22 protein-coding genes are annotated in these 25,755 nt (G+C 70.5%); 12 read left to right on the top strand and 10 right to left on the bottom strand.

Going from position 1 to position 25,755, the window contains the following annotated elements:
- Positions 1-177: 177 nt before the first annotated feature.
- Entirely contained in the window at positions 178-2,313 is a 2,136-nt protein-coding gene (locus BLU09_RS10795; protein WP_090488983.1) for a sulfatase-like hydrolase/transferase, read from the top strand.
- Positions 2,303-2,671, top strand: coding sequence for a PaaI family thioesterase (locus tag BLU09_RS10790; RefSeq protein ID WP_090488981.1), 369 nt, complete (start codon positions 2,303-2,305; stop codon positions 2,669-2,671). The genes BLU09_RS10795 and BLU09_RS10790 overlap by 11 nt, the downstream gene beginning before the upstream one ends.
- 87 nt (positions 2,672-2,758) lie before the next feature.
- On the opposite strand, the gene BLU09_RS10785 is transcribed toward BLU09_RS10790, so the two are convergent.
- Both BLU09_RS10785 and BLU09_RS10780 read right to left on the bottom strand, forming a co-directional pair.
- Entirely contained in the window at positions 2,759-3,322 is a 564-nt protein-coding gene (locus BLU09_RS10785; protein WP_013939311.1) for an NADH-quinone oxidoreductase subunit B, read from the bottom strand.
- 6 nt (positions 3,323-3,328) lie between these two features.
- Positions 3,329-3,700, bottom strand: coding sequence for an NADH-quinone oxidoreductase subunit A (locus BLU09_RS10780; protein ID WP_011552801.1), 372 nt, complete (start codon positions 3,698-3,700; stop codon positions 3,329-3,331).
- Positions 3,701-3,949: 249 nt separating this feature from the next.
- On the opposite strand from BLU09_RS10780, the gene BLU09_RS10775 reads away from it, so the two are divergent.
- Positions 3,950-5,512 (top strand): methyl-accepting chemotaxis protein, encoded by a 1,563-nt coding sequence (locus tag BLU09_RS10775; RefSeq protein WP_186817811.1) that lies wholly within the window; start codon positions 3,950-3,952, stop codon positions 5,510-5,512.
- 3 nt (positions 5,513-5,515) lie between these two features.
- On the opposite strand, the gene BLU09_RS10770 is transcribed toward BLU09_RS10775, so the two are convergent.
- From BLU09_RS10770 to BLU09_RS10755, 4 genes are all read right to left on the bottom strand, one after another.
- Positions 5,516-5,752 (bottom strand): amphi-Trp domain-containing protein, encoded by a 237-nt coding sequence (locus BLU09_RS10770; RefSeq protein WP_090488968.1) that lies wholly within the window; start codon positions 5,750-5,752, stop codon positions 5,516-5,518.
- Between the two features lie 93 nt (positions 5,753-5,845).
- Positions 5,846-6,736 (bottom strand): sigma-70 family RNA polymerase sigma factor, encoded by an 891-nt coding sequence (locus BLU09_RS10765; RefSeq protein WP_090488966.1) that lies wholly within the window; start codon positions 6,734-6,736, stop codon positions 5,846-5,848.
- Positions 6,733-9,849, bottom strand: a complete 3,117-nt coding sequence (locus tag BLU09_RS10760; RefSeq protein WP_090488964.1) for a tetratricopeptide repeat protein — start codon at positions 9,847-9,849, stop codon at positions 6,733-6,735. Before BLU09_RS10760 ends, BLU09_RS10765 begins: the two co-directional genes overlap by 4 nt.
- Positions 9,850-9,906: 57 nt before the next feature.
- A complete protein-coding gene (locus BLU09_RS10755) occupies positions 9,907-10,725 on the bottom strand; it encodes a PHP domain-containing protein (protein WP_090488962.1) in 819 nt (272 codons plus the stop codon).
- 118 nt (positions 10,726-10,843) lie between these two features.
- Here BLU09_RS10755 and BLU09_RS10750 point away from each other — a divergent pair, with 118 nt between their 5' ends.
- The 3 genes from BLU09_RS10750 (at position 10,844) to BLU09_RS10740 (ending at position 12,262) form a co-directional block, all read left to right on the top strand.
- On the top strand, positions 10,844-11,131 hold the full coding sequence (locus BLU09_RS10750) for a hypothetical protein (RefSeq protein WP_020478791.1): 288 nt from the start codon (positions 10,844-10,846) through the stop codon (positions 11,129-11,131).
- A 62-nt stretch (positions 11,132-11,193) separates the two neighbouring features.
- Positions 11,194-11,628 carry an OsmC family protein gene (locus BLU09_RS10745; RefSeq protein WP_011552807.1) on the top strand — a complete coding sequence of 145 codons (435 nt, stop codon included), beginning with the start codon at positions 11,194-11,196 and terminating at the stop codon, positions 11,626-11,628.
- Between the two features lie 106 nt (positions 11,629-11,734).
- Entirely contained in the window at positions 11,735-12,262 is a 528-nt protein-coding gene (locus tag BLU09_RS10740) for a hypothetical protein (RefSeq protein ID WP_244171617.1), read from the top strand.
- 74 nt (positions 12,263-12,336) lie between these two features.
- Here BLU09_RS10740 and speA read toward each other — a convergent pair whose 3' ends face one another.
- Entirely contained in the window at positions 12,337-14,367 is a 2,031-nt protein-coding gene (gene speA / locus BLU09_RS10735; RefSeq protein ID WP_186817810.1) for a biosynthetic arginine decarboxylase, read from the bottom strand.
- Positions 14,368-14,605: 238 nt separating this feature from the next.
- Here speA and clpX point away from each other — a divergent pair, with 238 nt between their 5' ends.
- Complete coding sequence (gene clpX, locus BLU09_RS10730) at positions 14,606-15,676, top strand: ATP-dependent Clp protease ATP-binding subunit ClpX (protein ID WP_090488956.1); 1,071 nt, start codon at positions 14,606-14,608, stop codon at positions 15,674-15,676.
- Position 15,677: 1 nt separating this feature from the next.
- Here clpX and BLU09_RS10725 read toward each other — a convergent pair whose 3' ends face one another.
- From BLU09_RS10725 to dnaK, 3 genes are all read right to left on the bottom strand, one after another.
- On the bottom strand, positions 15,678-16,433 hold the full coding sequence (locus BLU09_RS10725) for a CvpA family protein (RefSeq protein WP_090488954.1): 756 nt from the start codon (positions 16,431-16,433) through the stop codon (positions 15,678-15,680).
- Between the two features lie 14 nt (positions 16,434-16,447).
- Positions 16,448-17,290 (bottom strand): J domain-containing protein, encoded by an 843-nt coding sequence (locus BLU09_RS10720; RefSeq protein WP_244171616.1) that lies wholly within the window; start codon positions 17,288-17,290, stop codon positions 16,448-16,450.
- A gap of 1,821 nt (positions 17,291-19,111) precedes the next feature.
- Positions 19,112-20,719, bottom strand: a complete 1,608-nt coding sequence (gene dnaK, locus BLU09_RS10710; RefSeq protein WP_011552814.1) for a molecular chaperone DnaK — start codon at positions 20,717-20,719, stop codon at positions 19,112-19,114.
- Positions 20,720-20,924: 205 nt separating this feature from the next.
- Between dnaK and BLU09_RS10705 the strand changes: the two genes are divergently transcribed.
- The 5 genes from BLU09_RS10705 (at position 20,925) to BLU09_RS10685 (ending at position 25,731) form a co-directional block, all read left to right on the top strand.
- Positions 20,925-21,758, top strand: a complete 834-nt coding sequence (locus BLU09_RS10705) for a class II glutamine amidotransferase (RefSeq protein ID WP_186817809.1) — start codon at positions 20,925-20,927, stop codon at positions 21,756-21,758.
- 298 nt (positions 21,759-22,056) lie between these two features.
- Positions 22,057-22,479, top strand: a complete 423-nt coding sequence (locus tag BLU09_RS10700) for an ATP-binding protein (RefSeq protein ID WP_186817808.1) — start codon at positions 22,057-22,059, stop codon at positions 22,477-22,479.
- Positions 22,476-23,144, top strand: a complete 669-nt coding sequence (locus BLU09_RS10695) for an ATP-binding protein (RefSeq protein WP_090488946.1) — start codon at positions 22,476-22,478, stop codon at positions 23,142-23,144. The genes BLU09_RS10700 and BLU09_RS10695 overlap by 4 nt, the downstream gene beginning before the upstream one ends.
- 309 nt (positions 23,145-23,453) lie before the next feature.
- Entirely contained in the window at positions 23,454-25,382 is a 1,929-nt protein-coding gene (locus BLU09_RS10690) for a GYF domain-containing protein (RefSeq protein WP_244171615.1), read from the top strand.
- A 19-nt stretch (positions 25,383-25,401) separates the two neighbouring features.
- A complete protein-coding gene (locus BLU09_RS10685) occupies positions 25,402-25,731 on the top strand; it encodes a DUF1330 domain-containing protein (protein WP_090488942.1) in 330 nt (109 codons plus the stop codon).
- The last annotated feature ends 24 nt before the right edge of the window (positions 25,732-25,755 follow it).

Below are 25,755 nucleotides of genomic sequence, written 5' to 3'. Positions count from 1 at the left end.
AAGGTCCCGGCTGTCATCGGGACGGGCACCATGAGGTGATGCAGGGCCCTCGCTGGCTGCCAGTCGAGGCGGAGTCAAGGCCGTCCATTCTGCAATGCCCTCGCGCGGAGCGCATGTCGGCGAAGGAGGCGTCCGGGCGGCACACGCCTGTTTCAATCGGGTATAGAAGAGGAGGTCATGCCCGAATCCCCCCCTTCCGGCATTCTCCGTTCCTGGTGGCCGCGCCTGCTCGTGGGGGCCGTGCTGGGTGTGTTGCTGTTCGCCGCCGAGTCGTGGCTGCTGCTGCGCTCGGGTGTCGTGGGCATGGACATCCCGGTGGATGGCCCCTACGCGGCGTTGATGGCGGCCGTGCGGCCTGTCCTCCCTGGCCTGCTGTTGCGAATCGCTGCCGTGTACGCCGTGGCCGGCATGGTGCTGGCCGTGGCGGGGACACTGCTGGCGCGTGCCTGGGGACGGGGCGGCGCGTGGGCGACGTTGGGGCAGGGGCTGCTGTTGTTCATGCTGCTGGCGTGGGACCGGGCCATCGCGCGTCCGGCCCTCTTCGATGACCTGCCCGCGCTCCGGTCGCTGCTGGCCTGGCTGGTGGACCATGGCGAGCCCTGGCATCCCCGCGCGGTGCTGGCGGCCTGGCTGGTGGCGCACGCGGCGGTGTGGGTGGCGCGCACGCGGCAGTGGCGGCGCGCGGGATGGGCAGGCGCGGCGCTGGCAGGCGTGGCGGGGCTGCTGGTGGTGGGGAAGGGGATGGCTGGACGCGGCGCGCCCGCGCATCCGCTGGTGGTCGTCATCGGCATCGACGCGTTCCGGCCGGACCGGCTGAAGTCGCAGGGAGGCTCGGGCGAGGTGGCGCCCCACGTGGAGCGCCTGCTGGAAGAGGCCACGCTCTTCACCCGCGCGTACACGCCCATTGCCCAGACGGAGCCCGCGTGGCGTTCGCTGCTCACCGCGCGGTGGCCGCACGAGACGGGCGTGCGCTACTCGCTGACGTCCGACTCGCGGATGCAGCTCCAGCGAACCTTCGCGGAGTCCTTCTCCCAGGCGGGGTGGCGCACGGTGTTCGCCACCGACTGCTCGCGCTTCCACGCGGAGGGGCCCGCGTCCGGCTTCGAGACGCGCCTGCAACCGCCGCGCGGGGCGGTGAACTTCCTCCTGGAGAAGCTGCGTTACCGCGCGCTGGGCATGTTCGCTGACCACGCGTTGGGTGCCGCCTGGTTGCCCGAGTTCATCGACAACCGCGCGCTGGCCGGCATCCATGACCCCATGGGCTACGCGGAGCGGCTGGCCTCGCGGCTGGTGGACGAGGCGAGCCAGGGCCCCACGTTGTTCGCCTTCCACGCGACGGCGGCGCATTTTCCGGGCGATCCGGTGCATCCGTTCTATCGCCGCTTCGTGCCCGCCTCGGAGCCGCTGGAGCGTCGGCTGCGCATGCACTTTGCCCCGGTGTCTCCAGGCGCGAAGGGCGGCTGGAACCGGGCGGGCGCGGAGGCGCTCTACGACGAGCTGATTGCGCAGGCGGACGCGCAGGTGGGGACGCTGCTGGACGCGCTGCGCCGCTCGGGGCGCTACGACGATGCGCTCATCCTCCTGCTGTCGGACCATGGCGAGAGCTTCCACGCGGACCGCGCGGACCTCGCGGGCGCGACGCCGGTGCATGGCGCGCGGCTGTCGGAGGAGGAGAACCGCATCCTCCTGGCGGTGAAGCCGCCCAAGGGACGGGGGACGGCGCCAGCCCTGGTGGACTCGCTGGTGCGGTTGGTGGACGTGGGGCCCACGCTGCTGGAGCTGTCCGGGCTGCCGAGCCTGTCGGATGTGGACGGCGTGTCGCTGGCGCCGCTGCTGCGCGGCGAGGACCTGGGCCCGCTGTCGCTGTACGCGGAGACGGGCTTCACCCATGTGCTGCCGGAGGTGTTCGACCCGGGGCACTGGCCGGGGGCGCCTCGCTCCTTCGACGCGTACCGCATCCGTCCGGATGGCGTGGTGGAGATGGGGCCCGCGGCCCACGCCCGCATCCTCCAGGAGAAGGACGTGGGCGCCTTCGACGGCCAGCGCTGGTGGGTGGACCGGCCCCAGGCCGACGGCACGGTACTGCGCGCCTGCCAGGGCGACTGTGAAGGGCTGGACGCCCTCGCGCTGGAGGCGTGGTTCGACCGCGTGCAGGGCCGGACGGCGGCGGGAGGCTGGCGTAAGGTGGCCGGCCATGTCGACGACTCCGGACACCCAGAGCCTTCAGGAACGCTACGCGCCCCAAAACAGCTGCTTCGGATGCGGCCCGGCCAACGCCCAGGGCCTGCGCATCCGCAGCCGCGTGGAGGGTGATGTCGTCGTCGCGGAGTGGACGCCGCAAGAGCACCACCACGCCTTCGAAGGCGTGCTCAGCGGCGGCATCGTCGGCACGCTGCTGGACTGCCACTGCAACTGGACAGCGGCGTACCACCTGATGCGCGCGCAGGGCGGGGACGCGCCGCCGTGCACCGTCACCGCCGAGTACGCCATCACCCTCAAGCGCCCCACGCCCATGGCGGGGCCGCTGCGCCTGGAGGCGAAGCCGGTGGAAATCCAGGGGGACCGCGCCGTCATCGAAGGCACGCTCACCGCGGGTGGGAAGGTGACGGCCACCTGCCGGGGCACCTTCGTCGCCGTGAAGCCGGGCCACCCCGCGTACCACCGCTGGTAGTGGCGCCAGAAATACCAAGGCCCCGGCGCTTCCACCGACTGAGGCGGGAAGCGGGCGGGGCCCTGGCGGTACCGCGCGTGGGGCGCGTTACTTGTTCATGGACAGCAGCAGGTTGTGCCGAGCGGCCGTGGGGTTGGCCTCCTCGCGGTCCGCGATGCGGTGGACCTGGTTGCCAATCTTGTCCTGCAGCAGCATCAGGCCGTCGAGCACCTGCTCGGGGCGCGGCGGGCAGCCGGGGATGTAGACGTCCACCGGGATGATGCGGTCGATGCCCTGGAGCACCGCGTAGTTGTCGTAGAAGCCGCCCGAGGACGCGCACACGCCGAAGGCCACGACCCACTTGGGCTCGGCCATCTGCTCGTAGACGCGCTTGAGGATGGGGGCCTGCTTCAGGTTGATGGTGCCCACCACCATCAGCAGGTCCGCCTGACGCGGCGAGAAGCGGGGGAACTCCGCGCCGAAGCGGGAGATGTCGTGCCGGCTGGCGGCCACGGACATGTACTCCATGCCGCAGCAGGCCGTGGCGTACGGATAGGTGAAGAGCGAGTACTTGCGCGCCCAACCCAGGCCCTTGGAGACGATGGACTGGAGCCAGCCCATGGACTCGTCACGGCGGGTCGTCACGATGTTTGCGAGGTCAGCGTCAGCCATGATGTCTCAGCTCTCCCAGTCCAGGGCGCCCTTCTTCCAGATATAGATAAGGCCGACCACCAGCGTCACGGCGAAGACCAGCATCTCCACGTACCCGAACCAGCCGAGCGCCTGGAAGTTCACCGCCCAGGGGTACAGGAACACCGCTTCCACGTCGAACACGATGAACAGCAGGGCCACGACGTAGAACTTCACCGCGAAGCGCTGCCGCGCCGGGCCGCTCGACTCGGAGCCGGCCTCGAAGCTGGTCGCCTTGATGGCGCTCGGGCGGCGAGGACCCAGCCGCGTGGTGATCTGGGGAATGAGCATCGCCATGCCACCCGCCAGCAGCAGGACGACGGCCAGCGGCAGGTATGGCGTGAGGGGAGTCGGAGTCATCGCGCGCGGAACCTAATGACACCGTGCTCGCAATGTCAAAGGGAAAGTCCAGGGAGCGGCGCGCCAACCCCTTGAGATGACGGCGAAAAGCGGTGTTCATGGCACCTCGGGGCGCGCCTGGCGTGGATCACCCGCCCGCACCGCTCCGGTCTGACCGGCCGGTTTGACGCTCCGCGAAGGGACGCCTACCGTCCGAGGACCGTCGGCATCCATCCGGCGTGGAACTTTCTCACCGGGGAGATGGCAAGCATGTGGGGCCGGCTCGGCTTGCGGACGCAGGTGGCCATCGCGGTGCTCGTGCCGTGCCTGGCGGTGGTGAGCTTCTGCGTCGTGTACTTCCCCATGCACCAGCGGGAAGTCACGCTGGAGTTGCTCCAGAAGCGGGTGCGGGTGGTGGCGCGGCTGATATCGCAGCACCCCGCGCTCCTGTCCGCGGACAGCACGCCGGAGTCCACGGCCCGGGTGCGGGACGTGTTGTCGATGCTGGAGGCCCCGGAGGCGCTGAACGAGCGCAGCGGCTTCACCCTGCGCTACCAGGGGCTGGTGTCGGCGGAGGGCACCGTGCTCCATGAGCGCGGCTCCATTCCCACGGCCATCCGCTCGCTCGGCGTGGAGGGGCTGGAGGGCTGCGCCACGTCCACCCAACGCGACGAGGTGTCGGTCCGCTGCGCCAGTGGTGAGCGCATCTACGTGGCGGGCTTCGGCGTCCAGGAATCGCTCAGCTCGGTGGATGACATGCGGGGCGCGGTGCTGGCCGGACTGGCGGGCGCGCTGGTGCTGGGGCTGGCCCTGGCGTTGTTCATCAGCCGCGCCATCGCCGAACCGGTGGCCCGGGTGACGGAGGTGGTGCGGGACGTGGCCCGGGGCGACATGTCGCGCGGGGAGCTGGACGTGCCGGCCACGGGCGAGGTGCGCCTCATGGCGCAGTCCTTCAACAAGATGCTGGGCACGCTGCGCACCTCGGTGATGGAGATGGTGTCGCGCACGGAGCAGCTCTCCGGCGCGTCGCGGGGCCTGCTGGGGGCGTCCGCGGACCAGGAGCACGTCATCAGCCAGCAGGCGGCGTACGCGCAGCAGATTGCCGCCACGTTCGAGGAGCTGAGCCGCACGGCCGAGCAGATCTCCAGCTCCACGGAGGTGGTGGAGTCGAGCGCGCGGCGCACCCACGAGGCCGTGGCGGAGGCCATGGCGGTGGTTGCGCAGGTGGTGGCGGGCATCAACGACATCCGCACCGAGTCCAAGGGCGTGGCGGACGCGATTGTCGGCCTCAACCAGGACCTGCAACAGGTGTCGAAGATTGCCCAGGTCATCAACCAGGTGGCGGAGCGCTCCGACTTGCTGGCGCTGAACGCGGCGCTGGAGGGCACCAAGGCGGGCGAGGTGGGGCGGGGCTTCTCGCTGGTGGCCGCGGAGATGCGCAAGCTGGCGGAGAACGTGTCCGCGTCCGCGCGTGACATCGCCCGCATCGTGGAGAAGGTGCAGGACTCCGGTGAGGAAGCGGCGGCCAAGGCCCGCGTGGGCATGGCCACCAGCGACCGGGGCGTGGAGGTGGCCGAGCAGGCCTCCTCCGTGTTCCAGCGCATCGTCGAGCTGGCGCGCGGCACCAGCGAGGCGGCGCGGCAGATCACCATCGCCACCCGTCAGCAGCGCCAGTCCAGCGAGCAGGCCGTGCAAGGCGCCCGCAACGTCGCGGAGCTGGTGAAGCAGGGCGTGGACGCGACGGGACGCACCACGCGCATCGCCCAGGACCTGCAGGCGGTGGCCGAGGGGCTCACCGCCGTCACCAGCCGCTTCAAGACGACGCGGAACTGAGGCTCACTCCCGCTGCCAGCGCAGCTGGAACTCGACCTCGTCCACGCCGCCCTCGCGCTCGTGCTCGATGTTGAAGAGCGCGTCGGCGGGGATGCGCAGGCGCTCGCCAGCGACCTGGATGTTGAAGGCCTTGCCCTCCTCGATGGCGTCCGCCAGCCGCCGCAGCTTCGCGACGAAGTCCTTGCGCGGGTACGTCTTCTCCAGGTCTCGGTTCGCTCGCTTCGCCTTCTTTTGCGCCATCGTCGAGGGCTCTTTCGTCCAGGGTTTCCCCGGATGATGGCATCGCCCGCGATGGATGCGCAGCCTGAATCAGCGCGGCCGTTGAGACACGCGTCAGCCCATCAGCCGGTGGAGGCTGAGGTCCAGGCGGCTCTGGACGAGGCCCAGGAGGCTCTCCACCTCGCGCCCGTCCAGCTTCAGCCGGGCGGCCAGCTCTCGGTGGGTCTGCTTCAGGAGCCGCTCACGGGCCTGGGCCACGTGGCGTGCCACACTGGAGCGGGGCTCCGCGTACAGCGTGGCGATGCGGTCCATGGTGAGGCCATGGAGGTGGTGCAGGCGCAAGAGCGCGCGCTCCCGTTCGGACAACGTCGCCAGCGCGGCCTGGAGGGATTCGGACAGGGCTTGCCGGGAGTGGGCCTGGAGCACGTTTCGCTCGGGGTCGTCCCGGGACAACAGCTGTTCCAAGGCCTCCGGAGGCGTGGAGGCCTGCTCGTGGCGGCCGGTCTGCTCCAGCAACTCGCCGCCGATGCGCGAGGCGACGATTCGCACCCAGCCGCCCAGCGAGCCCCGGCCCGAGTACTCCGCGATTTTCGGCGCGCCGCCGTGAACGCCCAGCAGGAGCCGCTGGCGCGTCACCTGGAGCACCTCGTCCACCATCGCCGTGAGGTGCCGGGACAGTCGTGCGGCGGATTTCTGGAGGACGTGCTTCTCGAAGAGCTGCAACGCCTGGGGCTCTCCCTGGGCACAGGCACACGCCAGGTAGACGTCCGCGGCATGGAGCTGCTGGAGCGCATCCAGGGGTGTGCCTTCCGCGCGCAGGTGCTGGCCCACGTGGTGCAACAGGGCCGCGGGCGCCAGCGCCACGGTGGGCCACGCCGCACGGCCTTGGTCGAGCAGCTCCGTGAGCAGGGCCTCCAGCGCGGGCGCGGAGCGCAGCGTGTCGTGCAGTGACTCGGGTGCCCCCGCGAGCAGCAGCGGCGTCAGCGTTTCCGGAGCCTGGCTCATCGGGTGACCTCGCTCACACGGGGCAGGTGCCGCGCCTGCCATGCCACGAGTTCGTCGTGCTCGCGCCGGGCGCGCAGACCCTGGGCCTCCAGCCACGCTTTCGCCTCGCGGACGAGGACCGTGGCCTGTTCGCGTCCCTCCGGGGTGGGGCGTTCCCACAGGGCCCGTGCGAGGAGGAAGGACACTCGCGCGGCTTCCTTCCGGTCCAGCCACACCCGAGCATGGATGCGCCGTGCGCGCTCGAGCAACGGGACGGCTTGCTCCGGCGCGCGCAGGCTCAGGTGGGCCTCTCCGAGGCAGGCGAGGTCGAGCGCGACGTCCGGGCTGTCGCCACCCTGCGCGGCTTCATCCAGCGCCAGGGCTCGTTGGCAGCGGGTCAGTGCCGCCCGGAATGCGCCCGTCTCCAGGTCCACCCGGGCCAGGTCCCGCACCACGCCACATGCCACCACGCTGTCGGTGCCGTTCTCCTTCTGGAGGAGGCCAAGCGCCTGCGTCAGGTTGCGCCGCGCCACCGCCGGCCGGCCCGCGCGCAGGTGAATGAGGCCCAGGTTGCGCAGCGACATCTCCAGGCGCGGCGAGTCCTGGCCCACGCTGCGTTGGATGCGCTCCAGCGCCTGCTGGTTGTGGGCGAGCGCCTCGTCGAGCCGGTCGGAATCATAGGCCACCATGCCCAGCCCGCCGAGCGCGGTGACGGTGCTGGGGTGGTCCGTCCCCTTGCTGCGCTCGAAGATGGCCAGCGCTCGCTCATAGTGGCTCCGGGCTTCCTCCAGGCGCCCCTCGCGGCGCAGCAGGCCGGCCAGGTTGTTGAGGGGGGCGGCCAGGCTCGCGTGGTCCCTGGAGCGCGCGGCCTCCAGCAGCGCCAGCGAGCGTTGGAACGTGTCGAGCGCTTCTTGCGTGCGGCCCAGGGCGAGCAGCTCGGTGGCGATGTTGTTGAGGTTGAGCGCGAGCACCGGGTGCTCGGGGCTCCACTGTCGCTCCTGGAACGCGTAGGCCTGCGCTTCCTGGTAGAGCGCCAGGGCCTCCTCCGCGCGAAGCTGCCGCGAGCGGACGCGCCCCAGTCCGGTGAGGAAGTACGTCACGCGAGGCCGTGAGGGGCCCGCGGTCCTCCGCGCCAGCTCCAGCCCCTGGGTGAACTCTGCGTCCGCTTCATCCAGCTTGCCCTGCACCAGGAGCAGTCCGCCCATTCGCAGGTGCAGGTCGGTGGCGATGTGTGGGAAGCGCTCGCGGCCCAGCCGCTCCACCGCGGCGCGGGCGTGGTGCACCAGCCGGTTCGCCTCGTCCATGCGCGCCATCTGGTCGCCCACCACCCACAGGAGGAGGTTCCAGACACGGGCCACGGTTTCGTCGTCGCGGCCCGCCTCGGCGGCCCAGAGCGCCTTGTAGAGGTGCTCCTCGGCTTCCTTCGGCTTGCCCGCGAGCCCATGGGCATAGCCGTGCAGCGTGAGGACCTCTGCCTCCAGCGGCCGGTAGTCCAGCCCCTGGATGTCCTGGAGCAAGGCCGTCGTCTCCTTCAACGCGCCGGAGTGGTTGCCCGCGTCCATGTACGCCCGTGCCTCGGCCAGCTTGCGTCGCGCCGCGTCCACGCGAGGCCGCAGGGCATCCGGAGGCTGCGGCCGGTTCGCCAGCTCTGGAGCATCCCGGCAGCCGGAGACGCCCTCCAGGGACGCCACCATCTGCGGCGCGTGCTGCACCGTTCGCGCGTCCGCCTTCTCCAGCACGTCGACGACGGCGGCCAGGTGCCACAGCCGCGTGTCCAGGCACGCGGCTGTCTGCCATGAGGCATGGGTGTCATCTCGCGAGGCCGTGCACGCGTCGGTGCGCAGCTCGCGCCACGTGTCCGCGTGTCCGTCGAGCGTGCTGGCGACGGCTTCCCACGCGGCTGCGGCGAAGGGCTTGCCCGTGGCCAGGAAGGCCGCATGGATTCGCGCGCGACGCTCCGGTCCCCAGATGGTGGTGAGCCGCTCCGCCTCCAACTCGCAGCGGGCCTGCCTCCGATGCGCCGCCACGTAGCCCACGGTGAGCCCTACGAGACACGCCACGGCGGCGGAGGCGCCCACCCAGGCAAGGCGCCTTCCAGCGCGGGGGGCCAGCTCGGTCAGCAGCGCCTCCATCGATGGGAAGCGCTCTTCCGGCTGGGCTCGCAACCCCCGCAGCACCGCGCGCCGCACGCGGGCCGGGATTTTCGCTTCGCGCTCCGGCGCGCGGATGCGTCCTTCCCGCGCGGCCTGGCCCAACGCCTCCAGCGTCCGGCCCTCGAAGGGGCGCACACCGTGGAGCGCTTCATACAGCGCCACGCAGAAGCTGAACTGGTCCGAGCGCGCGTCCACGCCGTGGCCTTGAAGCTGCTCGGGCGCCATGTACGCGGGCGTGCCCAGCAGCGCGCCCGAATGGGTTAGCGGCGAGTCCACCAGCGAGGCCGGCGCCGTCACCGTGTCCAGGCTCGCTGGCGCGGCGTGGCCCGAGACCCGCCGGTGGGAGGGCCGGGCCAGACCGAAGTCCGTCACCCGCACGCGCCCATCCTTCCCGACCAGCACGTTGCCCGGCTTGAAGTCGCGGTGGACCAGCCCGGCGGCGTGAGCGGCCGCCAGTCCCCGGCCCGCGTCCACGAAGACGCGCACCACGTCCTGCCAGGGCCGCGGCGCCTCCAGCCACTCCGCCAGCGACGCGCCCTCCACCAACTCCAGCGCCAGGAAGACGCAGTCCTCGCAGACGCCCACGTCGTAGACGGTGACGACGTGCGGATGGGCCAGCCGGGCCAGGGCCTGCGCCTCGCGCAGCAGCCGCAAGCGCAGCTCCTCCAGGTGTCGGCCCTCGGGGCGCAGCAGCTTCAGCGCGACCCTTCGGTCCAGCTCCGGGTCATGGGCCGCGTACACCTCGCCCATGGCGCCCCGGCCAATGCGCTCCTGCACCACGTAGCGTGAGAGCTGGGTGCCCGTGGCCACCAGCGGGCCATCGGCGGGCGCGGGCACAGCCTCCGCCACACTGGCGCCCAGGGCCAGGTGCTCCTGGCAGCGCTCACATCCTTCCACGTGGGCCAGGACGCGCGTGCGGTGCGCGTCCGGGAGCGCCCCTTCGAGGAAGTCGCTCAGTGTCGTCTCGCTCGGGCACCCCATGGATGCCCGGAGACTAACAAATTCCTGGACTTTTCACTTTTGCCCGCCTGTGGCGGTTCAGGCCTGGGCGCGCGACTTGAGGCGGGCGAAGAGCTCGGGAGGCATGGAGGCGGAGCCCAGCCGGTGGTCGGCGGAGATAGCCTCGCCGTGGAAGTCGCTGCCAGCGGTGGGGACCAGGCCCAGCTCCTTGGCCAGGCCGAGATACTTCTGGCGCACGCTGGGGTTGTGGTCCTCGTGCAGCACCTCAAGGCCCGCCAGTCCCGCCTGGGCGAGCGCGCGGATCTCCAGTCGCTCCATGCGCGATGCGCCCGGGTGGGCGAGGGTGGCCGTGCCGCCCGCGTTGCGGATGAGGCGGATGGCGTCCTCGCCCGCCAGCTTGAAGCGCTCCACCCAGGCGGCACCGCGCATGCCCAGGAAGCGGTCGAAGGCCTCCTTCACGTCCACCACCCAGCCGCGGTCCACCAGCACGCGGGCCAGATGGGGACGGCCCAGCTGCGCGTCGCCGGCCACCGCCCGGACGTGCTCCATGCGCACGGGGTAGCCCAGCTGCCGCATGCGCTCCAGCAGGGCTTCCATGCGCTGCTCGCGCTCCAGTCGGAGCCGGTCGGCGAAGCGAGCGATGTCCTCGTCGTCCGGCCTCAGGAAGTGCCCCAGGATGTGGCACTCGCGTCCATGAATGAACGCGGAGATTTCGATGCCCGGCACCAGCTCCACGCCGTGGGCGCGCGCCGCCACCTCGGCCTCGGCCAACCCCGCGACGGTGTCGTGGTCGGTAATCGCCAACACCGTCACCCCGGCGGCGGCGGCCCGCGCCAGCAGCTCCGTGGGCGCATATTGACCGTCGCTGGCGGTGGTGTGCGAGTGCAGGTCAATCACGGCGGGCTCCAGGGTGTGGGGTGAATGTTCCCCATACGCGACCTATGCCGGGTTTCACACCAACTTGCGGCATGGGGGGTGCCACCGCCACCCAGTGTGTGGCTACTGTCCGGGCCCTATGGGCAAGAAGTCCGATACGACCATCGAGAACCGGGTCTACCTTTTCGAGTCATTGGCGAGCAGCTACGTGGCGTCCGCCACCGAGGTCTTGTCCTCGGAGGACCCCGCGGTGCGGCAGCGCGCGCGCCGGGCCCTGGCGGAGCTGGCCTTCGTGTCCTGTGTCATGGCGGACACTGCTCATCTGCCGGCCGAGCAGGTTCGGGCCCAGGTGCTCGGCGCGCCTGAGCGCGTCCCGGAGGCACCTTCGAAGGTGTCCGGCGGCGCGGCCCGGAAGCGCAACAAGTAGCGGCCCCTGCCGCGGTTCGGGTGGTATGTCGGCGGAGCCCTTTTGCTTCGAGGAGCGCCGACATGAGCCCGCCGCAGACGCCCGCCACGGGCGTGGTGATGACGCTGGTCAGCCAGCCCCAGTTCAAGACGCAGCTCACCCATGGCCCGTCAGGCACGGTGAATCAGACGGAGGCGCCGCGCGACAACGGCGGCACCGGTGGCAGCTTCTCGCCCACGGACCTGGTGGGCGCGGCGCTGATGTCGTGCGCGGTGACGACGATGCACCTGTTCGCCTCGCGTGAAGGCATTGCCCTGGGCGAGGTGAGCGCCCGTGTGGAGAAGCGGATGTCGCCGCCGCCGCGCCGCATCGCCGAGCTGGTGCTGGACATCCAGATGCCGGCCGGCCTGTCCGCCGAGCACCGGGCCACGCTGGAGAAGGTGGGCCGCGAGTGCCCGGTGGCCCGCAGCCTCCACCCAGACGTGAAGCTGCCGCTGACGTTCAGCTATCCGGACTGAGGACGCCAGGCCGCTTGCCCTCCAGGGGGCCTGCCCGCGAATGCTGCGGGTGGGCCCCTTCGTGTCCATCCTCCCCGACTGCGGGGCTCGTCCTGGAGGACACGGCATGCATGCGAAGCGGCTGGGCATCTACCTCAATGACCACCTGGCGGGCTCGGTGGGCGGGCTGGAGCTGGCAATCCGCACGGAGGCGGAGAACCACGGCAACCTGCTGGGCCGCTATCTGGCGACGCTCATCCCCGAGCTGAAGGAAGACCAGTCCACGCTGCTAGCGGTGATGGACGCCCTGGAGCTGAAGCGAGATGGGCTGAAGACGCGCGCCGCGTGGGCCGCGGAGAAGGTGAGCCGGCTGAAGCTGAACGGCACGCTCGTGCGCTATTCGCCCTTGAGCCGGCTGCTGGAATTGGAAGGCCTGTGCTCGGCCACGGAGGGCCGCTTGTCCCTCTGGCGCACGCTGGCGCGCGTGTCGGTGAAAGACGCGCGGCTCGCGGTGTTTCCCTTCGAGTCGCTCGTACAGCGCGGCGAGGCGCAGCGCTCCGTGCTCCAGCGCCTGAGGGCCCAGGCGGCCGACGTGGCCTTCGCGGAGGAGCCGCAGCCTTTCGGCACCGGAGAGCCTCTCGTCGCGGGCCACTGACGGACGCCCGGGCATGAAGAAGCCCCCTGCCGCGGCGAGCGACAGGGGGCGAGGACTTCAATCTGGCGCGGGGCTCAGGTGCCCGACGTTCCCGAAGCGCCGGCGGGCGGCGTCGTGGGCCGGGCGCCCGAGGCGTCCGGCGTGGGCACCAGGCGGAGCTGGCTGGCGCTGCTGCCGAAGCTCGCGTCCACCTCGCGCTCCAGGTACGTGTAGCCGGACAGGCCATCCTCGTACATGCGCAGCAGGTTGCGCGACTCGTCCAGGGTGATGCGGCCCTGGCGCAGCGCGGCCTCGGTGAACTTGCGCAGCTTCGCCACCAGGTCGTCCTTGGTGTAGCTGACGTAGTTGAGCACCTCCGTCACCGTGTCGCCGGCCACCACATTGTCGATGAGGTAGCCTCCGTTGGGCCCCAGCGACACCTGCACGGCGTGCGTGTCGCCGAACAGGTTGTGGAGGTCGCCGAGGATCTCCTGGTAGGCGCCCACCATGAAGATGCCCAGGTAGTAGTCGTCATCGTTGAGCGCGTGCAGCTCGAGGGCGTCCTTCACCTCGCGCTTGTCGATGAAATGCTCGATCTTCCCGTCCGAGTCGCAGGTGATGTCCGCCAGCGTCGCGCGGCGCGTCGGCTTCTCCGCCAGCCGGTGGATGGGCATCATCGGGAAGAGCTGGTCGATGGCCCACGAGTCCGGCAGCGACTGGAACACGGAGAAGTTGCAGAAGTACGTGTCGTTGAGCGCCTTCTCCAGGGAGTCCAGCTCCTCGGGAATCTCGCCCTGCTCACGCGCGATGCGCATGATCTTGTGGCAGGTGGCCCAGTAGATGTTCTCCGCTGCCACGCGCTGCTCCAGCGACAGGTGGCCCAGCGAGAAGAGGGTGAGGCTCTCCTCCTTGGCGTCCTGCACGTCGTGCCACGCCTCCAGCAGGTTCTTGTTGGTGACCTCGCGGTAGGTGGACCAGAGGTTGCGCACCACGGAGGGCGCCTTCTCGTCCACCTTCTCGGGGACCGGCGCCGGGTCGAACTCACTGGTGCCCAGCACGTCCACCACCAGCACCGCGTGGTGCGCCACCACGGCGCGGCCGGACTCCGACACCAGCGTGGGGTGCGGCACGCCGGCCCGGTCGCAGGCCTCCATGACGCCGAACACCACGTCGTTGGCGTACTCCTCCGTGGTGTAGTTCATGGAAGAGGCGAAGTTCGTCTGGGAGCCGTCGTAGTCCACGCCCAGGCCGCCGCCCACGTCCAGGTACTTCAGCGGCGCGCCCTGACGGGCCACCTCCACGTAGAAGCAGCCCACCTCACGCAGCGCGTTCTTCACATTGCGGATGTTGGAGATCTGGCTGCCCAGGTGGAAGTGCAGCAGCTCGAAGGAGTTGAGCAGGCCCGCGTCCTTCATGAAGCTGATGCAGTTCATCAGCTCGGAGGAGGTCAGGCCGAACTTGGAGCGGTCGCCGCCGCTGGCCTCCCACTTGCCGGCGCCGCGCGTGGACAGCTTCACGCGAATGCCCAGCCGGGGGGCGATGCCCGTGCGCCGGGCGACCTCCGCGATGAGCGGCAGCTCGCTGGGCTTCTCCACCACCAGGATGACGTTGCGGCCCAGGCGCGAGTAGAAGAGCGCCGTCTCGATGTACTCCTCATCCTTGTAGCCGTTGCAGATGACGAGCGCGTTCTCGTTCTCCAGCAGCGCCATCACCGCGAGCAGCTCCGGCTTGCTGCCGGCCTCCAGCCCGTAGTTGTAGCCCTTACCCGCCTCGATGAGGGTCTCCACCACGTAGCGGTGCTGGTTCACCTTGATGGGGTACACGCCGCGGTAGCCGCCCTTGAACCCCTGATCGTTCATGGCCTTGCGGAAGGCCTCGTTCAGGTGGACCACGCGGTGGCGCAGCACGTCCGTGAAGCGGATAAGCAGCGGCAGGCCGATGCCCCGGCGGCGCACTTCATCGACCAGCTCCTTCAGGTCCATGTTCGGGGCCTGGGGACCGTCCGGGTGGACGATGACATGGCCCTTCTCATTGATGCCGAAGTAGGGGTTGCCCCAGTTCCGGATTCCGTACAGCTCGTGCGCGTCGGCAAGGGTCCAGCGGTGGGGAGGGGCGTTTACGGGCATCGGCGTCTCGAGGCTCCCGGGGGTAGATGGGGTGGACTCCCGTGAACAACGGACGATCACAGGAATCGCGCGGGAACTATCGGAAAGCCCCTCGGTATTCAACAGCCGCTTGTGCGGAGGGCAGGCAGGCTGGCGGGGCGGCCGCCCGGTGCTCCTCCTCCCGCGGGCCGACCCTCCATTCAATTCCTACCCTTTTCCCGTGAGTCATGAGGGACGCGTGGAAACAAGGGGAGGGTACATGGAGTCGTCCGCACGCAGGGAAGAGGCGCTGCTGACCCCGCGGGAAATCTACGAGCGGCTGGATCGCTTCGTCATCGGCCAGGACGGGGCCAAGCGCGCGGTGGCCATTGCGGCCCACAATCACCTCAAGCGGCTGCTGGCGCGAAGGCTGCGCCGGACGTCGCTCATCAAGAAATCCAACATCTTGCTGATGGGACCCACCGGGAGCGGCAAGACGCACATCGCCCGCAATCTGGCGGACATCCTCCACGTGCCGTTCACCACCGTGGACGCCACCGAGTACACGGAGGCCGGCTACTACGGGAAGGACGTGGAGGTGATGATCTCCGACCTCCTCTTCAAGGCGAACCACTCCGTGGAGGACACCCAGCGGGGCATCATCTTCATCGACGAGGTGGACAAGATTGCCCGCCGCTCCCAGGGCGCCCGCAACGGCGCGGGCAGCCGCGACATCGGCGGCGAGGGTGTCCAGCAGTCGCTGCTGAAGCTGCTGGAGGGCCGCGAGGTGTACGTGCCCCTCAACGTCACCCAGGCCTGGAACAAGAGCGACTTCGTGCAGGTGGACACGCGCGACATCCTCTTCATTTGCGCGGGCACGTTCAGTGACTTGCACGACTCCGGAGATGAAGGGAGCCGCGCCATGGGCTTTGGCGCGGAGGACCCGGCGACGCGCAGCCAGAAGCGCATCAGCACCCGCCAGCTGACGGACTTCGGCATGCTGGCGGAGTTCCTCGGCCGCCTGCCGGTGGTGGTGCAGTTGGAGCGGCTGGGCGAGGAGGACTTGCTGCGCGTGCTCAGCGAGCCGCCGGACTCCATCGTGCGCGAGTTCCGCGAGCTGCTGTCCATGGACGACCTGGAGGTGGACTTCGCCGAACCGGGCCTGCGTGAGGTGGTTCGCTATTCCGTGGAGCGCGGGCTGGGGGCTCGAGGATTGCGGTCCATCCTGGAGCACGTCATGGCGGACGTCATGTTCGAGGCGCCCGAGCGGCGGCGGCGCCAGGTGACGGTGGACGCGGGCTTCGTGCGAGAGCGGCTGCGGGGGCTGGATTCGACGCAGCTGGACGTGTGAGTCAGGGCTCGCGCTCGGAGGCGCGGGCCGCGGCGCCCAGCCGGGCCGCCACGTCCGGGTCCTGGATGAGCTGGAGCACACCGTCGTGGCGCAGCAGCGCGGCGGTGTCTCCTCGTGCCAGGGCCTGCTTCAGCTTCGGGTCCTGCAGCAGGCGCTGGAAGCGAGGGTCCTTGCGCAGGGCCTTGTAGGCCGGGTCGTCCTGGAGCCGACCCGCGCGCTTCGGATCACTGGCGGCCTTGGCGACCTCCACCAGGTTCTTCACCGGGGCGAACTGCGTCATCTCGAAGAGGTTGTAGCGGCGGGCGACCTCGATGGAGAGCGACTCCTTCGGGGACAGGCCCACGCGGCGGCCCGCGATGACGACGTGCTGTTCGAAGAAGGCGATGGCGCTGAGGACGACCCAGGCGATGATGCCCATCTTCGCGCCGCCCAGCACGAAGCCGAGGAAGCGGTCCACGCCCCGGTTCTCGTGGTGCTGACCGGTGGAGAGGATGCGCAGCAGCAGCGCGCCCAGGGCGTAGCGCACCGCGAGCCACGTGCAGATGAACAGGAGCACCGTGCCCACGATGGCGCCCAGGAAGAGCGGACTGCCCAGGGCCTCGGCCAGGTGGGGGGCCACCACGGGACCCAGGCGGCGCGAGGCGAAGTAGCCCACCGCCAGGCCCACCACGTTGGCGACCTGGCGCGAGGCCCCGGTGATGGCGCCGATCATGGCGAAGAACAGCACCAGTCCGAGGATGATGAGGTCGATGACCATGGGCGCCGCCGCCGTCAGCGGATCTTGAACGAGCCGCCCTTGTCGCGAGCCTCGTCCTGGGACTGCTTCTGGACCTCCGCCAGCCGCTCCTTGTAGCGGGCGTTGGAGGGCTCATAGGTGAGCGCCATCTTCAGGTTCCGCTCGGCGGCGGACCAGTTGCCGGCGTCCGCGTCCTTCTGCGCCTGCTGGAAGAACTGGCGTCCCTTGGGGTGGGTGCCGATCTGCTCTTCCTGCTCCTTCTTGGCGGCGGCCTTGGTCTCCGCTTCGGAGGCTTCGGTGAAGCGCAGCTTCTGGGCGCGCTCGGGGCCCGTCACGTCGACGACGTACTTCTTGCGCTTCGTGTCGTCGCGCAGGACGTAGTAGGCCTCAGTGACGCGCTTGTAGAGCTCGTTGATGCGCTCCTTCAGCTCCTTGGAGTCCACGTGGAAGAAGCGGTCCGGGTGGTAGGTGCGGCTCTCCCGGTAGAAGGCACGCTTGATGTCCGCGGGGGTGGCGGTCCTCTCCAGCATGAGCACTTCGAAGTAGTCGAGCTGGTCCAGCTTCGCGCAGCGTGATTCCAGGTCGGCGAGCTGCTGGATGTCCAGGCCCAGGTCCGTTGACGCAGCAGGCGTCGGCGGTGGCGTGACCGCCGTGGCCGCGGCAGGGGCGACGGGCGGGACGATGGGCGCCACGGAAGGAATCGAGGGCACCGCGCCGGACGAAGCGCGTGGGGCCGGCGTCAGCGGTGCGATGCCCGGGACGGCGGGCGCCACGGACGGGGGAGGGCGCGGCGGCGTGGCGCCGGCGGGCACCAGCGCTGGGAGGGACATGGTGGGCCGGGCACCGGGCTTCTGCTGTGGGGCCGTGGAGGGCGCCACGGGAGGGACAACCTGTCCCAACGCGAGTACGGGAGGCGGCCTCGACGTCGGTGCTGTTCCTTGGGAGCGCGCCGGTGCGGAAGGCACGGCGCCTGCCTGCGGCGTGGCTGCGGGGATTGCCGGGGCGACTGTCGGGACAGCCCTCGTCTGGGCCGGAGCGCGGGGCGCTACCGGGGCCACGGAGGGGACGACGCCTGTCAGTGAGGGCGAAGCCGGAGCGCCCACGGGGGCGATGGAGGGCACTGCGCCCGCGAGTGGAGCGGAGGCCCCCACGGGAGCGATGGGGGGAACGACACCCGCCGAGCTTGGCGACGCGGTTGCTCCCACGGGCGCGATGGCAGGGGCAACGGCGGGAATTGCGCCCATGGTGGGACGCTGCGCCGGAGGAACTGCACCAGCCGGGCGCGGAGGCGGCGTGTTTCCTCCACCTGCCGGGCGAGGCGCGGGCGTCGGTGCTCCCGCCGCATGGGGATTCGGGTCCTGGCGCGGGGCGGACGTGCTGGCTCCAGTGGCAGTGGCGCCAGCCGTCGCGACGCGTGGCACGGGCGTACTCGCGCCAGCGGCGGGGGAGGCCGGTGCCGGTCGCGAAGCGGGCGTGGTGGTGCCTGCGGGGGGCACGCGGGGGACAGGTGTGTTGGCGCCTGCGCCCGTCACCTGGCTCGGTACGAGGGGGGCGGCTCCCGCTGCTCCGGCGGCCGGACGCGGTACGGGCGTAGCGGCCCCGGCTGCATCGGTAGGCGGACGCGGTACGGCTGTGGCGGCTCCCGCTGCATCGGTAGGCGGACGCGGTACGGCTGTGGCGGCTCCCGCTGCATCGGCAGGAGGACGCGGTACGGCTGTGGCGGCTCCCGCTGCATCGGCAGGAGGACGCGGTACAGGCGTGGCGGCCCCCGCTGCACCGGCAGGAGGACGCGGTACGGGCGTGACGGCTCCCGCTGCATCGGCAGGAGGACGCGGTACGGGCGTGGCGGTTCCCGCTGCACCGGTAGGAGGACGCGGTACGGGCGTGGCAGCCCCCGCTGCTCCGGCGGCCGGGCGAGGCGCGGGCGTGGCAGCCTCCGCTGCTCCGGCGGCCGGGCGAGGCGCGGGTGTCCGGGCGTCAGCTCCGCTGGTGCCCTGCGGAGCCGTGGGCGCCTGCACGCCAGGGTTCGCGAGCGCCGAACGTGGCAGGGGTGTCCGAGCGTCAGCACCCGTTGCACTCGCGCCAGCAGCCGTACCCGGCGCGGACACCGAGGTCCCTGTGCCAGCTCCCGCCGGGCGTGGCACCGGCGTCGTGGCGACCGCGGCGGATGGCGCATCTCCACCAGCACTGCGTTGCCCTGGCATTGCGCCACCTGCCGACTGCCTCGCGGCGGGGCTCGTCGCGGCACCCACGGCAGGAATCGCAGGCAGCGTCGTGGGCGTGCCTCGCGGCGCACTCCCCGAACCCGGCACGGACGGCACCGCACCCGACGCCGGACGTGCCGGCGCCGCCGCGGGACTCGCACCCGGCGCCGTCGCACGTCCAGGCGTGGAAGGCGCACCCTCTCCAGCGCCTGTCCGCACAGTGGGAATCCCCGTCGTCGTGGCCCGGGGCGGCACCGGGGGTGTCACGCCGGTGGGACGTGCGACAGGTGTTCCCTGGGGCCGAGGCGGCGGAGTCGGCGCGCTGGCGGCGGGCGACGACGGAATCGTCCCGGGCGCGACGGGGCCGGGGACGGCGGCCGTCACGCGCGGGACTGCGGGCCGGGCGGGCGTGGCCGGTGTCCCGGGCGTGGCTCCCGGCGGTTTGCCGGCGCTGGGGTCTGAAGGCTCGGACATCGGCGTGGTCGAGTCGCGGCCTTACTGCGCCGCGGCGGGCAGGTCGTCGCTGTTGTGGCCAGCAAGCCGGATGTTCCGGTTTGCCTGGATGGACTGCTGGATATCGGCCTCGCTCATGCCGGAGGACAACGTGATGGAGGTCGACGTCTTCTGACCCGTCGCCGTGTCGCACGCGGACACGTGCACCAGGCCATCCGTGTTGATTTCGAAGGTGACCTCGATCTTCACCTCGCCGCGATAGCCGATGCGGAAGCCCGCGAACTCGAACTCGCCGAGCATCTCGCACTCGTCGGCGCGGTTGGACTCACCCTGGTACACGCGAATCTTCACCTTCTCCTGGCCGTCGCGGCTGGTGGTGAACGTCTTCGAGCGGTCGATGGGAACCGGCGTGTTCTTGTCGATGATCTTCTCGGTGTACCCACCCACCGTGCCGATGCGCAGCGACAGCGGCGTGACGTCCACCAGGAACGTCTGCGTCTTGCTGTCCAGCAGCGCGTGCGACTGGAGCGCCGCACCCATGGCCACGACCTGGTCCGGGTTGATGCCTTCCAGCGGTTCCTTCTGGAAGTAGTGCTTCACCGAATTGCGGATGATGGGCAGCCGCGTCGGCCCGCCCACGAGGATGACCGCGTCGATGTCGGCGGCCGTCAGGCGCGCGCTCTGCAGCGCCTCGTCACACACCTTGAAGGTGCGCTGCACCAGGTCCATCACCATGCGGTTGAACTGGTCCTGGTTGAGTTGCCCACGCAGGTCCATGACGTTGCCGTCCGCGTCCTGGCAGATGCCCTGGCAGAGAATCTCCGCGGAGCCCGTCTGGCCCACGTCGATTTTCGCCTTCTCCGCGGCCTCCTTGAGCATCTGCAGGCAGAACTTGTTCTGCCGCACGTCCAGGCGCGTGCGGGCCAGGAAGTCATCCGCCAGCCACGTCATGATGCGGTCGTCGAAGTCGTCGCCGCCCAGGTACGTGTCGCCCGCGGTGGCCAGCACCTCGAAGACGTCCTTGCCAATCTCCAGGATGGAGACGTCGAAGGTGCCGCCGCCCAGGTCGTAGACCACCACGCGCTGGTTGACGTCGCGCCCGAAGCCGTACGCGAGCGCCGCGGCGGTGGGCTCATTGAGGATGCGCAGCACCTCCATGCCGGCGATGCGGCCCGCGTCCTTGGTGGCCTGGCGCTGGTTGTCGTTGAAGTACGCGGGCACGGTGACCACGGCCTTGGTCACCTCCTGGCCCAGGTACGTCTCCGCCACCGCCTTCAACTCCTTGAGCACCAGCGCGCTGATCTCCGGGAGCGAATAGGAGTGCTCGTTCATCGCGATGCGCACCGAGTTGTTGTCGCCCTCGACGATGCGGTACGGCATCACCGCCTGCGCCTTCTTCACCTCGTCGGAGAAGTAGTAGCGGCCGATGAGGCGCTTGGCGGAATAGACGGTCTGCTCGGGGTTGGTGATGATGTTCTTCTTGGCCGCGTTGCCGACCAGGACCGAGCCATCCTCGAGGAACGAGACGCAGGAGGCGTGAGTCGTCTCTCCCCACTCGTTAGGGATGACGGTGGGCTGGCCGTCCTGGACCACCGCCACGCACGAGAATGACGTGCCCAGGTCGATGCCGATTGCGATGTCGTCCGCCATTCCATCTCCGGTGAAGACCTTCAGCAGAGGTCCGTCGGTGAAGGGCACGGAGGTTAGGCACCCCCAGAAGCGGGTGTCAACGTTCCCGTGTCAATAAAGCCCAGCCATTTCAAGGGCTTAGCGAGGGTGCAAGGGAGCACGCCCACTGGCTTGAGGGGGCGCTCCGAGGCCATTATCTCTCATGGCGAAGGGGGTTTACTCATCCATGTCCGTCATCCTCGCCGCTCTGACGTCCGACCCGAACCTGCTGCGCTGTGAGCTGCACCGCCTCCAAGGCCAGGTCCTGCTCCAGGGAGAGCCGAGGGCGAACGCCGTGGGGGTGGGAGCCTACGCCCAGGAGGAGGTCCTGTTGCGGCGCTTCTCCAGTAGCGAGGCACTGTCCCTGGACTCGCTCGTGCCCCCGCATGAATCGGAGGCGCTGCTGTTCCACGCCGGCCAACTGCCCGTGGGCTTGTCGCTGGAGGAGAATACGCAGCCCTTCCGCTCCCGGCGCTGGTTGTTCGCCCTTCATGGCGGCGTACAGGGCTTCGAGCTGCTTCGTGCCCCGTTGCTGGCGTCGCTGCCGGACCACCTGCGGCGTCAGGTGCGCGGCGGAACCGAAGGGGAGCTGCTGTTCGCCGTCTTCCTCAGGCGCCTGCGCGACCTGGGCCGCACGGAGGATCCACGGCTGGAGGCCGAGGTCGCTGGACGCGTGCTGGCGGACACGGCACGCGAGGTGGCTCAGGCCGCGGCCCAGGCCGGCGTGACACGCACGCCCACGCTCAACCTGGTGGCCACCAACGGCATCCTCCTGGCGGCGACCCGGTACGGCGAGCATCCCTTGTACTGCACGCGGCTGGAGGGGGCGGCCGAATGCGAGTTGTGCGAGGTGACGCCCTCGACACCCGATACGCAGCCCGCGGTGGGAGCGCACCGCCGCCGTCGCACTGTCGTGGTGGCCAGCGCGCTCAAGCGCACCACGGGATGGGTGGAGCTGGCTCATGGCCACACGCTGGCGGTGGGGCCGGATCTGCAGATGCACGAGCTGTCCGGCACGTGAGCGACGTGCGCGAGGCAGGTGCCTGGAGGCCGCTCCCGAATCGGATGCGGACCTCGGCGCCGCCTCGTGGAAGTCCCGGCGGTCCCGCCATGAAGCGCTGAACTCCCGACCGCGCTTCACGAATACCCCTCATTCACACCCAGGCTTTCCCGAGATGGGCGCTCCGGGTCCAGGATGACTGCGAGCCGCTTTACATCCCCGGAGGGGAAATGCTTCCATTGAGGATGCTTCATTGAAATGTTGAAGGCTTGCTGGATTTTCGGTGCTTGTGTCTCCCATGCTCTCAGAAGTTGAGCCGATGTTCAGCATCGAGATCCGCTTGAGGTCGGATGCGGCGGTCGCCGCCGCGTTGAGCCGCCGCTACGCCCGTGAGCATGGCCTGACGGCGCAAGCCAGCGCCGAGGTGGCGGTGGTGGTGAGCGAGCTGGCCACCAACCTGGTGCGCCACGCGGGGGGCCGGGGCTGGGTGGAGCTGTGGCTCGAGGCGGAGTGGCTCTTCATCCGCTCCCGCGACCGCGGCCCCGGCATGGAGGACCCATCCCGGTTCTTCGCTGGCAGGGAAGGGCGCCCGAGCCCCCTGCCCGGAGACAGCCTGGGCGAAGGCGGGGCCGCGGTGCGACGGCTCACCGACGACGTCCAGGTGGCCAACCGCGAAGGCGGAGGGTTCGAGGTGCTGGCGCGCAAGCGGGTGGTGGTCCAGGCGAAAAGGAGGCGTGGGTGAGCGGTGGTTGGGTGTGCTCGGCGCTGTTGCGCGTCTTGCAGCAGTTCATGTCGGAGACGGCGGCGCGGTTGGCGCTGCGAGGCACCGTGGAGTCCCTCCGGCTGTCCCTGGACACGGCGACCACGGCGGACCTGTCGCGCCTCATCGAGGCGCTGGAACTCGCCACCCGCCAATTCGTGGACCCTTCTCGCCGGCCGCAGATGATGGCGCAGCTTCGCGCGCAGCTCGCGCCCTCGGCGGGGCCGGAGGGCACGGCCACTTCCGCCTCGGCGGAGGTTCGGGCGACCACCTATCTGGTGCGCACGGAAGCGGACGCCAGCCACGCGCGGCTCGCCGCCCGGATGCTGTGCGAGTCCCTGGGCGGGCGCGGCTACGAGTGCCAGAAGGTGGCCACGGCGGTGAGTGAGCTGGCGCGCAACCAGATTTCGTATGCGGGGGGCGGCACCATCCAGCTCGCGCCGCAGTTGGCGCCCAAGCGGCTGCTGCGTGTCTGCGCCGAGGACTCCGGGCAAGGCATCCCGGACCTGGAGCGCGTGCTGTCGGGGACGTACCAGAGCAAGACGGGGATGGGCCTGGGCTTGTTGAGCGTGAAGCGATTGGCGGACCGCTTTGACGTGCGCACCGGCCCGAAGGGCACGCAGGTGGACTTCGAGGTGTGGCTGTGAGGCTCGCGGTCGCCCACCGCTCCCGTTTGATCGCCCGGGGAGTGGGTGTGCCGGCACGTGCCGCGAGGTGTGCGGGCACTGCTCTCGCTCCCACGCGTGGCGCGTCGACGACTGTGTGTCCATCCCGCACAGTCGGGACATTGTACGAAAGTGGGGCATGGGAACTACGCTAGGGCTCCGTCCCACGTGGGGGCTGTGTCCACCTCCGCGCAGATGCTCGCCATTGACGAATCGCCGTGGTGGCATTCCATTGGGTGAGGTCTGATGGTGCGGCTTAATCGGGACCGGATGGAATCAAGGAGCGGGTCGATGGCCGGCAACTCAGGGGAAGACAACGCCAACCCGGGAAACGCCCGGGAGGTGGCCCCAGAGCGCCCTGACGAGGGCGATTCGCCCGTGCTGGACGGCGTGTCGGATGCGGAGCTGGACGCCATCGTGGGCCAGCTGCGCACGGACAAGAGCCTGCGTGCCCGGCCCAGCGCGCAGCCGCGCTACCGCGAGGCCACGCAGTCGGAGCGACTGCACCGGGGCGCGGGCCGTTCACGGGCGTCCACCTTGGGCGAGGAGGAGGCGCCGCCGAAGGAAGCCGCGCCCGTCGTGAAGCATGCCTGGTACTTCGTCACGGGCGGCGCGGCCTACGGTCCTCACGACCTCGCGGACCTGAAGGCCCACGTGGAGCGGGGCTTTCTGGGCTTTGATTCCCTGTGCTGGCGCGAGGGGTTCAGTGAGTGGCTGCCCCTGGGGCACATCCCGGAGCTCGCCTCCGCGCTGTTGCCGCCAGCCGTGCCCGCGGGACCTCCGCCCATTCCGCCGGAAGCGTCCGGGGCCTTCATGCCCCAGGTCGCGCGCGCGGTGGACGTGTCCGAGGCCACCACGGAGCGGGTGAGCCTGAACGCACCGGACACGGTGGTGCCCCCCTTCGCGGCCATTGCTCCCGCCGCCGTCGTGGCCACTCCCGCGGTGAGTGCTGTCGCCCTGCCGCAGACGCAGGCGTCCGACGCACCCCATTCTGTGGAGGCCCCAGGGGCTCCGGCCGCGGGCGTTGTCGTCGGGCCTGCTCCAGAAGCTGTGGTCGCGACGCTCGCACCGGAACCTGTCACCGCGCCGGCCGCGAGTGACTTCTCCGCGTACGGAACCCCGGCGTCGGACCCGATGCCCGCGGCGGAGCCCGTGGGAACCCACGCGGTGCTCGCGTCGCCGTCCCCTGAGGAACGCGCGCGTCGCAAGCGCCGGCTGGGTTTCATCCTGGCGGGTGGCGCCATCGGCGGGGTGTCGGTGGCCCTGGCGCTGAGCGTCCTGGGTGTTGGGGGCGGCCGTGGTGCCGCGAGCCCCGGTGAGGCCGTGGACACGACGCGTGGCCCCGGTGCGCCGCCGCCCGCGGAACAGCCGGTGGCCGCCGCGCCCACGCCGGACGCGGTCGTGGCCGCGAGCCAGGGCGGCGCGGCAACGGGTACCTCCACGTCAGCGGGCGGCACGGGCAGCGCGGGCCCTGGTTTCCGCGGCGCGGGCGTCGCGACGTCGGCCGCCGAAAGCGCGCACGACCCGAGCCCGGTGCAGGAGCCCACACGCCCATCGACGCCCTCGCTCTCGGCCGCCTCGGTCGAGCGCGGAGGCCGCGTGCCGGAGCTGACCGGCACGGAGAGCACGGCGCGCGCCGCGACCGGCGGCGGACGGCCGTCACCGGAAGAACGCGTCTTCGAGCGGCCCACGGGCAGCCTCTCCTCGCGAGACGTCGCCGTGGCCTTCGTCATCGGGAAGCACTCCGTGGCGCCTGCTCCGGAGCCGGAGCCCGCCAGGCGGCCCGCCACGACGGTGGCCGAAGCCGCGACGGCTGGCGGCTCGGAGGACGACCTGGGGCCCGACGCGGACTTCGACCGCATGCTCTCCGGCCCAGGGCCCAACGCCACCAAGCACCACAAGCCGACCGTCTATGTTCCGCCCGACCCGACGGCGCCGCGCGAGTCGCTCGACCTGGCCACCGTCTTCGCGGTGGTGCATGCCCGGCGTTCGGAACTCGCGGCGTGTGCCCGGGAGCAGTCCGCGCCGCCGCAGGAGGGGGACCGGGCAGTCCTGCGCTTGAGCGTCCTTCCGAGTGGGAAGGTGGAGTCCATCACCACCGAGACGCCGTGGCTGCGAGGCACGTCGCTCGTGCGTTGCATGCAGCAGAAGATAGGCGCCTGGACGTTCCCCAGGCATCGAACGCAGGGAGCGCCCGTCGTCTTCCGATACGAGTTCTGAGCCGCCGCGAGGAGCGCCCATGCCTGCTTACGTCCTGGTCGAGGTCTCGGTGCACGACGCGCAGACCTACGAGCGGTACAAGCAGCTCGCGCCTCCGTCGCTCAAGCCCTACGGGGGCCGCTACCTCGTCAAGGGGGGCCCCACCCAGGCCCTGGAAGGCACCTGGCAGCCCCCGCGCTTCGTCCTGCTGGAGTTCCCCAGCGTGGAGCTCGCCAGGGCCTGGTGGGCATCCCCGGAATACGCCGCCGCCAAGGCGCTCCGTCACGAAAGCGCGCACTCCATCATGTTGCTGGTGGAGGGCGTGCCGGCCACGACGCCCGTCACCGAAATAGGGGAGTCGCCGGCCTGAGCGGCCGCCGGAAAGCCGAAGCCC

It is taken from the genome of Myxococcus virescens (genome assembly GCF_900101905.1).
GTDB lineage: Bacteria > Myxococcota > Myxococcia > Myxococcales > Myxococcaceae > Myxococcus > Myxococcus virescens.
Note: the sequence above shows the minus strand (reverse complement) of the source record. Positions and strands in the feature narration are given on the sequence as shown.